This window comes from Amycolatopsis sp. NPDC054798 (genome assembly GCF_053611505.1).
The window spans coordinates 115598-124902 of sequence record NZ_JBSHAM010000002.1; the positions used below are offsets into that span (position 1 = coordinate 115598).

10 protein-coding genes are annotated in these 9305 nt (G+C 70.6%); 4 read left to right on the forward strand and 6 right to left on the reverse strand.

What is annotated here, in order from left to right:
• Nucleotides 1-153 precede the first annotated feature (153 nt).
• Complete coding sequence (locus tag ACWGIC_RS02060; protein ID WP_452074026.1) at nucleotides 154-414, forward strand: hypothetical protein; 261 nt, start codon at nucleotides 154-156, stop codon at nucleotides 412-414.
• A 19-nt stretch (nucleotides 415-433) separates the two neighbouring features.
• On the opposite strand, the gene ACWGIC_RS02065 is transcribed toward ACWGIC_RS02060, so the two are convergent.
• Nucleotides 434-1027 carry a TetR/AcrR family transcriptional regulator gene (locus ACWGIC_RS02065; protein ID WP_452074027.1) on the reverse strand — a complete coding sequence of 198 codons (594 nt, stop codon included), beginning with the start codon at nucleotides 1025-1027 and terminating at the stop codon, nucleotides 434-436.
• 45 nt (nucleotides 1028-1072) lie between these two features.
• On the opposite strand from ACWGIC_RS02065, the gene ACWGIC_RS02070 reads away from it, so the two are divergent.
• Nucleotides 1073-1522, forward strand: a complete 450-nt coding sequence (locus tag ACWGIC_RS02070; RefSeq protein WP_452074028.1) for an SRPBCC family protein — start codon at nucleotides 1073-1075, stop codon at nucleotides 1520-1522.
• A 42-nt stretch (nucleotides 1523-1564) separates the two neighbouring features.
• On the opposite strand, the gene infA is transcribed toward ACWGIC_RS02070, so the two are convergent.
• The 4 genes from infA to ACWGIC_RS02090 all read right to left on the reverse strand — a co-directional run bounded on the left by infA (nucleotide 1565) and on the right by ACWGIC_RS02090 (nucleotide 4303).
• Nucleotides 1565-1786, reverse strand: coding sequence for a translation initiation factor IF-1 (gene infA, locus ACWGIC_RS02075; protein WP_037818449.1), 222 nt, complete (start codon nucleotides 1784-1786; stop codon nucleotides 1565-1567).
• Complete coding sequence (locus tag ACWGIC_RS02080) at nucleotides 1776-2567, reverse strand: N-acetyltransferase family protein (protein WP_452074029.1); 792 nt, start codon at nucleotides 2565-2567, stop codon at nucleotides 1776-1778. The genes infA and ACWGIC_RS02080 overlap by 11 nt, the downstream gene beginning before the upstream one ends.
• 189 nt (nucleotides 2568-2756) lie before the next feature.
• Nucleotides 2757-3668 carry an NADP-dependent oxidoreductase gene (locus ACWGIC_RS02085; protein WP_452074190.1) on the reverse strand — a complete coding sequence of 304 codons (912 nt, stop codon included), beginning with the start codon at nucleotides 3666-3668 and terminating at the stop codon, nucleotides 2757-2759.
• Nucleotides 3668-4303: a DsbA family oxidoreductase gene (locus ACWGIC_RS02090; protein ID WP_452074030.1), complete on the reverse strand. Its 636-nt coding sequence runs from the start codon at nucleotides 4301-4303 to the stop codon at nucleotides 3668-3670. Before ACWGIC_RS02090 ends, ACWGIC_RS02085 begins: the two co-directional genes overlap by 1 nt.
• 96 nt (nucleotides 4304-4399) lie before the next feature.
• Here ACWGIC_RS02090 and soxR point away from each other — a divergent pair, with 96 nt between their 5' ends.
• Nucleotides 4400-4852, forward strand: coding sequence for a redox-sensitive transcriptional activator SoxR (soxR, locus tag ACWGIC_RS02095; RefSeq protein WP_452074031.1), 453 nt, complete (start codon nucleotides 4400-4402; stop codon nucleotides 4850-4852).
• 13 nt (nucleotides 4853-4865) lie between these two features.
• On the opposite strand, the gene ACWGIC_RS02100 is transcribed toward soxR, so the two are convergent.
• On the reverse strand, nucleotides 4866-7118 hold the full coding sequence (locus ACWGIC_RS02100; RefSeq protein ID WP_452074032.1) for an ATP-binding cassette domain-containing protein: 2253 nt from the start codon (nucleotides 7116-7118) through the stop codon (nucleotides 4866-4868).
• Between the two features lie 381 nt (nucleotides 7119-7499).
• Between ACWGIC_RS02100 and ACWGIC_RS02105 the strand changes: the two genes are divergently transcribed.
• Nucleotides 7500-8612, forward strand: a complete 1113-nt coding sequence (locus ACWGIC_RS02105) for an aldo/keto reductase (RefSeq protein ID WP_452074033.1) — start codon at nucleotides 7500-7502, stop codon at nucleotides 8610-8612.
• Nucleotides 8613-9305: the final 693 nt, after the last annotated feature.

A 9305-nucleotide genomic window follows, 5' to 3' on the forward strand; every position in this document is an offset into this window, starting at 1 on the left:
CTGGGTTCGCTTCCGCAGGTCGATCCCCCCAGTTCAGGTCAACTTAGCACAGGCCCCGCGCGGGCCGGGGGCGTAGGCCGTTCGGGTCGGGGGCTCTCGCGGAGGCGTCCGGTCGCCTAGATTGCTGGGGTCGGGTCCCGAGAGGAGACCGCCATGCTCATCCCCGGACGGGTTCCGCTCGCGCTTCTCGACGCGCTCGCCGCCGGGCTCGGGCTGGGCTATCTCGCCCGCGACTACCGCGACACCCTGGTCTCGCACGGGCCGGTGCTGTCGCTCGTCGTGGTCGCCGGGATTGCGGTAATCGTGGTGGCACACCGGGGATACCGCGCGCTTCGCAGGGCGAACGCCCGCGCGGACGCGATAATCGCGGACGAATTGTCCCGCCGGAAGCCGTCGCCGCGGCCTCGGCGGTGACGCGGATTCCGTTGCGCCGTCACGATTTCCCCAGCTCGACAAGCGCACCGTGCAAACCGGGGGCGAGTGCCTGAGCGAGGCCGCCGGACGGCACCGGTTCTCGCAGCAGGTGCAGCCAGGCGAAAACCGAGCCGAGCAGCATCGCGTGCACCACGGGGACCTCGGGCCGCCGGGCCAGTTCGCCGCGGGCGATCGCGCGGTCGAGCACTTCGGTCAGGTAAGCCCGTTCCCGCAGCAGGAACAGCTCGCCCAGCCGGGTTTCGGACGCGGGCTCGGCGCGGAGGTCGGCGAGCAGCCCGGGCAGAGCGTTTCGCACCTGCGGTCCGTCCAAAGCGGACTGAATGTCGGCTAGTACGCCCGCCACGTCACCGCGCAGGGTGCCGGTGTCGGGCGGTGCGGCTATCGCGTCGTCGTGCACGACCGCTGCGAAGACGAGTTCGGCCTTGGACTTCCAGCGCCGGTAGAGCGCCGCCTTGCCGACCCCGGCGCGCGCGGCGATCGCGTCGACCGTGCACCGCTGGTAGCCGACTTCCTCCAGCAGTTCGTTGACCGCGGCCCGCACCGCCGTGTCGATCCCCTGCTCCCGCGGGCGTCCGCGCCGGGTGTGCGTCATGGCGCACAGTTTACGAGACTGTCAGTTCCGTATATCTTCGGGGGCATGACCTGGGACAAAACCTCCGCCCGCGTCCTCCCCGCCGACCCGGCCGCGCTCTGGGACGTCCTCGCCGACGTCGAGAACTGGCCGCGCTGGGACCCGGACGTCGCGCGCGTCGAACTGCACGGTCCGGTCGCGACCGGTTCGACTGGATTCCTCTATCCGACCGGCGGGGTCCGCGGCCGCGTGCACGCGAAGATCGCGCAGGACTTCACCTTCACGACCTGGCGGCCCGGACACGAGATCCGGCTCCGCCAGCCCGTTCCGCTCGGGCGGATGGACCTAGGGCTGAGCGTCGCGGCCGTCGCCGGCGGGGCCGAGCTGACCCAGCGCATCGTCCTCGACACCCCGCTGCGCGCGGTCATGGTGCGGATCATCGGCGGTGACATCGTGGCGAACTTCGGGCGGAAATGCGACGCGCTGGCCCGGCTCGCCGCGGCCAAAACGGGCTGACCGCCCTCGCGGTCCCGGCCAGGACCGCGAGGGCGCGCCGCGCTAGTTCCGGTACCGGAACAGGATCCGGCCCCGGTCGAGGTCGTACGGGCTCAGCTCCACCAGCACCCGGTCGAACGGCACGATCTTGATGAAGTTCTTCCTGATCTTGCCGCTGATGTGGGCCAGCACGTGGTGCCCGTTCGCCAGCTCGACGGTGAACCGGGCGTCGCGCAGGCACTCGACCACGGTTCCCTCGACTTCGATCCCGCCCTTACCGGCCATGGCGCATCAGCTCCACCGTGCTGTTCGCCCGCCGCGCGCCGAGGCCCTCGAACAGCGCCGTCGCCGCTTCGTTGGCCTCGTTCACCTCGGCCGACGCCGTTTTGATCCCCGCTCGGCGCAGGACGTCGAGCGTGTGGATCAGCAGCAGGCGCGCGATCCCGCGGCGTTGTCGATCAGCGCGGACGGCGACGAGCCCGATCCGGGGCAGGCGCGTCACCTGCACCACCCGGACCAGACCCACATATTCGCCGTCCTCGACAGCCACGGCGTACTTCGACGGATCCACGACAGTGTCGCCGGCCGGGCGAGGAAGCACCTCGGCTGGCATCTCCGCCCAGCCGACGCTCGCCTCGACCTCGGCGCGAACCACGCGGTCCAGTTCCCGCAACGGGCCCTCGTCAGCGGATCCGGCGGGCACGATCGTCACGCCCGGCGGCGGGACGACCGGGCCGGTGCCGCCCGCATCGGTGGGCACGACGTACTCCCACTCGCGCCGGCGGACCGTCAGGCCAGCCTGGTGCCAGCCGTCCAGCAGTTCATGGTCGGTTTCGTCGACCACGGTGTGGAGGGGGCTCGGCAGCGCGGCCAGCATCTCGCGGGCGAGCTGGTCGAAGACGGAGCGGTGCCAGGCGTCGACGCTGAGGAAAACCCGCCCGTCGGGCCGGGTGACGGCCTCGGCGCGCCCGGCCAGGCGGCCGTCGTCCAGCGCCTCCCACAATCCCGGTTCGACCCGGGTGATGTTCGCCGCGGGTTCGCCCGCGGTGAAACGCAGAGTGTCCATGATGGTCACCTTTCGGAGTGCCTTTGCTCAAGGCGCTCCTGGCAACCCCTACGTCAGTCGCCCGACCGTGACGACACGGGGAGCACCCACATCGAAACAGCGTTCATGGGTCTCACCTCCTGGTGCCGAGTCACGGTCGGGGCGAACCCTAACGGCGGGAAAAAGCCCCGTCCACCGATTTAACCCGCCTCAGCCGATCCGCAGCACCACCTTGCCGCGGCCGTGTCCGGCAGCCACGTCGCGATGGGCGCTCGCGGCGTCCTCCAGCGGGTACTCCGCCCGGACAGTCACCCGCAGCTCGTCTCGCGCACACAGGTCGAGCAGTTCGCGAAGCCGCCGGGCGGACCGGTCGCTGGTGATCCACTGCCCGCCGAGTTCCTTCGCCAACGCCGGTTCCACAATGGTCCCGATCCGTCCGCGATCCGGCACCAGCTCCGCTGCGGTGCGGAGATTCCCTTGCCCGGCCGTGTCGAAAGCCAGGCCTATTCCGTCCGGGGCTGCTGCGCGGAGACGGTCGAGCTCGCCTTCGCCATATATCACTGGTATGGCACCTAGCGTGCGCAGATACTCCTGATTCTGCGCGCTGCCGGTCCCGAGCACGCGCAAACCGCGGTGACGCGCCAGCTGGACCGCCATCGAGCCGACGCCCCCAGCCGCGCCGTGAATCAGGATCGTTTCGCCGGACCGCGCGCCGAGCCGTTCCAAGGCCGTATGCGCCGTCTGCCCGGAAGCAGACAGCGCCCCGGCCGTCAGCCAATCGACGCGCTCGGGCTTGAGGGCTGTTTGGCTGGCAGGCGCGCTGACGTACTCGGCATAGCAGCCCAGCACCCGGAATCCGGCAACCTGTTGTCCTGCTTCGAATTCAGTCACCCCGGCGTCGACCTCGACGATCGTCCCGGCGAACTCGTTGCCCAGGATCTGCGGGAACTCGACGGTCGCCCCCGGCGGCGTCCAGCCGTCCCGGATCGCGACGTCGGTCGGCTGGACGCCCGCGGCCTCGACGCGCACCAGCACCTCTCCCGGGCCTGCGACCGGCGTCGGCAGCTGGCGGGTGGTCAGGCGTTCAGCAGGTCCGAACTCGTCGATCGCGGCGGCGCGCATCACGCCACCGCCTTCGCTGCCGAGCGGACGAAATCCGCCAGTTCTTCCACGCTGCGTGCCCCGGCGAGAAGACGGTCGCCCTGCACGACAGCCGGCACAGAATGGATCCCGAGCGCCTGTCCTTCTTCGTGATCCGCGAGCACTTCGGCCGCGTAGTCGTCGCTCTCGCCGAGTGCGAGCACCTCGCCCTTCTCCAATCCGGTCTCCAGCTCCGCTAGAACGCCCCAATCCGACAGATCGAGGTTGTCCCGCAGATGCGCGGCGAACATCGCCTCCCACGCCGCGGTTTCATCGAATCCGCGTGCTGCCGCCAGTTTCAGCACCCGATGGGCGGGCCGGGAATCGAGCGCCCACGCGGTGTCCATGCGAATGGTCAGCCCCTCCGCGCGTCCCGCCTGCTCGATCCGGTCCCGGCGCCGCCCCCATTCCGCCGCGCTCATCCCCCATTCGACGGCCGCGGTTTCGGCGATCCGCCGCCGCTCCGGGGCCGGTCCTTCCGGAGCCAGCAGAAAACTCCGATGCTCGATCCGCGCCGGAACCCCGGACTCCGCAATCGCTTGCGCGAGGCGGCGATGTCCCGTCCAGCACCACGGACACAGCACGTCGGCCCATACCCGCAGGGTCGCAGTCGTCACAAATTCCCCTTCTCTCGCGATCTTCGCCGCCGGCCGGGCGATGCTTACAGTGGACTTCATCAAGCGGACTTGATGTCAAGCACGGAAAGGGCTGCGATGCCCCAGATCACGGGCGAGGTCGTCTGGCTGAAGCCGGGACAGATCGCCGAACGCGCCGGGGTGAGCGTCCCGACGCTGCACTATTACGAGAGCCGCGGGCTCATTGCGAGCAGGCGCACGAGCGGCAACCGGCGGGAGTACCGCCGCGACACTCTGCGCATGATCGCTTTCATCCGGACCGCGCAGCGGCTCGGGGTGTCGCTGGAGGAAATCAAGGACGCGCTGGCCGAACTGCCGGACCAGCGCGTGCCGGCCAAACGCGACTGGGCGCGCATCTCCCGCCGCTGGCACGACCGCCTCACCGCCCGGATCGAGGAGCTGACCGCGCTGCGCGACCGGTTCACCGACTGCATCGGCTGCGGTTGCCTGTCGCTGAAATCCTGCCCGTACTCGAATCCGGACGACGTTCTCGGGCAAAGCGGCGCGGGAGCGCGCCGGTTCCCGCGTTGACCGCGGCTCGCCGCTATTCGCCGAGCGCGGCGCGGAAGTACCGGCCAGTCGCGCCGTCGTGCTCGGCGAGCCCCTTCGGCGTGCCGGTGTACAGCACCCGGCCGCCGTTCTCGCCCGCTCCGGGGCCGAGGTCGAGCACCCAGTCCGCCGCGGCGACCACGTGCAGCGAATGCTCGACCACCACGAGCGTCCGGCCCTCGTCGACGAGCCGGTCCAGCAGGGCCACCATCCGCGTGGTGTCGCTGGGATGCAGGCCGGCGGTGGGTTCGTCGACGAGCAGGTCGTCGCTGGTCGAGTCGAGCTGACGGGCGAGCTTCAGCCGTTGCCGTTCGCCGCCGGAGAGCGTGTCGAGCGTGCGGCCGCTCGCCAGGTGCCCGAGCCCGAGTTCGCCGAGCAGCGCGGCCAGCCGGACCACGTCCGGATGCGGCACGTAGCGGGCCAGCGCCGACACCGGCGTGCCCAGCACTTCGAGCACAGTCCGCCCTTCGAGCCGCGTTTCCAGTGCCTCAGCGCGGAATCCGGTCGCGTTGCACTCCTCGCACGGAGTGTCGACGTCCTCCAGGAAGGCCAGATCGGTACGCCGCACCCCGGTGCCGCGGCAGGCCGGGCAGCCGCCCTGCGAACGCGGGTTGAACAGCTTCGGCGACTCGCCGCTGACCTCGGCGAAGGCGCGCTGCACCGGATCGGCCAGCCCGAGCCAGGTGCCGACCGTCGACCGCGTCGTCGCGACGATCTGGCTCTGATCGACGACAGTGAACCGCGGGTGCCGTTCGGCGAGTTCGCCCGCCAGCGTCGACTTCCCGGAACCGGCCACGCCGGTGATCACCGTGAGCACGCCCGTCGGCACGTCGACGTCGATGCTGCGCAGCGTGTGCCGGTCCAGCCCGCGCAACGGCAGCCAGCCGGTGGGTTCCCGCAGCGTGTCCTTGAGCCGGACGCCCGTGCGCAACGCCCGCGCGGTCGTCGTGTCCGCTTTCCGCAGCTCCTCCGGCGGACCGTGGAACACCACGCGCCCGCCTGCTTCCCCAGCTCCCGGGCCCAGGTCGATCACATGATCCGCGGCGACCATCACCGCCTCGTGGTGATCCACCACCAGCACGGTGTTGCCGTGATCACGCAGCCGCCGTAATACATCAACCAGGGACGCGACGTCGGCCGGATGCAGCCCGTCCGTCGGTTCGTCGAGCACGTAGGTGAGGTCGGTGAGACTCGAGCCCAAGTGCCGCACCAGCTTCAGCCGCTGCGATTCGCCGCCGGACAGCGTCGGCGTCGCGCGGTAGCAGTGCAGATGCCCGAGGCCGAGGGTGATCATCGATTCCAGCCGCAGCCGCAGCGCCGCCACCAGCGGACGCGCCCACTCGTGGTCCATCCCGGCGCAGAATTCCAGCAGTCCCGCCGCGTCGCGGTATCCGAGGTCCACAATGGACACCCCGTTGATCCGGCTCTCCCGCGCGGCCGGAGCGAGCCTGCTGCCGTCGCAGTCCGGGCACGGCCGCTGCCTGGTCACCTCGGCCAGCGCCGCCCGCACCGCCGGCCCCATCTTGGCCTCGCGTTCGACGAGCAGCCGCCGGATGCGCGGCACCATCGACTGGTACTGGGCGCTGGCCGGGAACCGGGGCAACGGGTTCGGCGGCTTCTGCGTCGGGCCGTGCAGCAGGAACTGCACCAGTTCCTCGGGCCATTCGCGCAACGGCAGGTCGTTGTCGAAGAATCCCGAGTAGACATAACGTTTCCAGATCCAGCTGCCGACCGCGAAACTCGGGAAGACCATCGCGCCGTCGTTGAGCGAACGGCTGCGGTCGATCATCGCCTCGCCGTCGATGTCGGTGACCGTGCCGAGCCCCGCGCAAGCCGGGCACATGCCGGACGGATCGTTGAACGAATAGGCGGGCGAATACCCGGCGGACGGTTCGCCCAGGCGGGAGAACAGCATCCGCAGCATCGTCCACACCTCAGTGGCGGTGCCGACCGTCGACCGCGAGTTCGTCCCGAGCGGCCGCTGGTCCACCACGACGACGGTGGTCAGCCCGCTGAGCGAACTCGCCTCGGGGGCCGGATCGTGCGGCAGTTTGGTCCGGACGAACGCGGGCATCGTCGAGTACAGCTGCCGCCGCGACTCGGCCGCCAGCGTCGCGAACGCCAGCGACGACTTGCCGGACCCCGAAACGCCGGTGACCGCGACCAGCTGATGCTTCGGGATGTCCACGTCCACATCGGCGAGGTTGTGAGTGCGCACACCGCGGAGGCTGATCAGGTTCGACGGCATGTCTCGCAGCCTACGTCCCGGCGGGGTTTCGGGCGGGGCGGGTTGATCCGGAGCACGGCCGGGCGGGTCTCGCCGGGTCGTGCTGGTTCGGGGAAACCCTTGGCGGGCAAGGGAAGCGTGCCGGGTCGGATCAGCCCCTCCGAAAGCTCGCCCAGCCGCGATGCGGGACCGTCCGGCTTGGATTTCGGAGCTGGTTCTGTGGTTTCGGCTCGGGCGCGCGGGCGTCGAGCGCCTTTCGCCGGTGCGGGCTCGCTCCGGTCCGGGCTGCTCGCTTGGGTTCCGCTCTTTTTGGACTTGCTGGTCCATTTTTCCGGGGGCACTCTGGCCGGGCCAGGCGGGCACGAGCCCGCGCGTGTTACCGGGAACGGAGCGACGACCCCGATGTCTCTAGACCAGTACTACCTGCTCGGCCGGTCCGGATTGCGGGTCAGCCGGCTCGCGCTCGGCACGATGAATTTCGGCACCGGCGGGTTTCACGGCGCCTACGGGAAGTCCGAGGAGGAGGCGCGGCCGATCTTCCGCAAGTACGTCGAGGAAGGCGGCAACTTCGTCGACACTGCGGACTTTTACACCGCGGGCGAGAGCGAGCGGCTGCTCGGCAAGTTCATCGCCGAGACCGGCGAGCGGGACCGGCTCGTGCTGACGTCGAAGTTCACCAACAGCGTCGACCCGGGCGATCCGAACGCGGGCGGCAACGGCCGCAAGCACATGATCCGGTCGGTGGAGGCGTCGCTGCGGCGGCTGGGCACCGATTATCTCGACCTGTTCCTGCTGCACACGTGGGATCGGATCACCCCGGTCGAGGAGGTGCTGCGCACGTTCGACGATCTGGTGCGGGCGGGCAAGATCCGGTACGCCGGGCTGTCCGACGTGCCGGCGTGGTACGCGAGCCGCGCGCAGACCCTCGCCGAGGCGCATTCGCTGCCGCCGATGATCAGTCTTCAGCTGCCGTATTCGCTGATCGAGCGGACGATCGAGACCGAGCACGTCCCGGTGGGCCAGGAGCTGGGCCTGGGCATCACCGCGTGGAGCCCGCTCGGCGGCGGATTCCTGAGCGGCAAATACCGCAGCTCGTCGGCCGGCCTGAGCGGCGAGGGGCGGCTGACCGGCGAAGGGGCCGGCGCGTCCGGGACCTGGACCGCGCAGCAGTGGGAACTGCTGAAGACGCTCGAAACGGTCGCCGACGAGCTGAACGTGACGATGGCGCAGGTCGCGATCAACTGGGTGGCGACGCAGCCCGGTATCGCGTCGGCGATCGCCGGGGCGAGCAGCGCGGAGCAACTGGACGCGACGATGCGCGCGCTCGACTTCGTCCTGCCCGCGGATCTGCGCGAGGCGCTGGACCGTGCGAGCGAGGCGCCGCCGGCCGGGCTGTACCGGATGTTCACGCCGGAGTACCAGTCGTGGCTGGTCAACAGCGGGACGAAGGTGGGCGACAAACCGGAGGGCTATCGGCCGGCGGTGCGCAACTGGGTGCCAGCGAAGCAGTCGTGAACTGTGCGGGATTCCGCGCGTTGTGAAGAATGATTTCCCTCGCCCTTTCTAAGATATAGCGCACCCCGGGGCTTGCGGCAAGCCCCGGGGGATGCCGCAGAATCGCTGCTCGATCGTGAAATTCGAGGTGGCGGGGAGCGAGCGTGCGGTTGTTGCGGGCGGGATCGGGGTTGGGGGCGGGCGGGGAGGTCGTGGTGCCGAGGAGTCGGCCGGGGTGGGCGTTGGGGGTGTGTTTGTGCGGTTGTTTGAGGCAGCCGCACTTGCCGCCTTAGTCGCTACCGAGACGGGCGGTATCACGGCTGTGCCATCGGTGGCCGTCGCGCTGCTCCGCGAGCCGGGCGGATGGGCGGCGGGGCAAGGCCCGGCGGCCCCGGCAGCGCGGGATGCGGCGGGTAAGCCTGGCGCGCCTGGTCGCCGGGCGAAGCTGGAACCGGGTTCAGCCCTGCTCGCCCTGGCTCGGCCCGGTGCCGCTCAGCTCGGCTCGTCGGCCCCGCTCGGCCGGGTCCGCACGGTCCGGCGCCGCTCGGCTCGTCGGCCCCGCTCGGCCGGGTCCGCACGGTCCGGCGCCGCTCGGCTCGTCGGCCCCGCTCGGCCGGGTCCGCACGGTCCGGCGCCGCTCGGCTCGTCGGCCCCGCTCGGCCGGTCCCGCACGGTCCGGCGCCGCTCGGCTCGTCGGCCCCGCTCGGCCGGTCC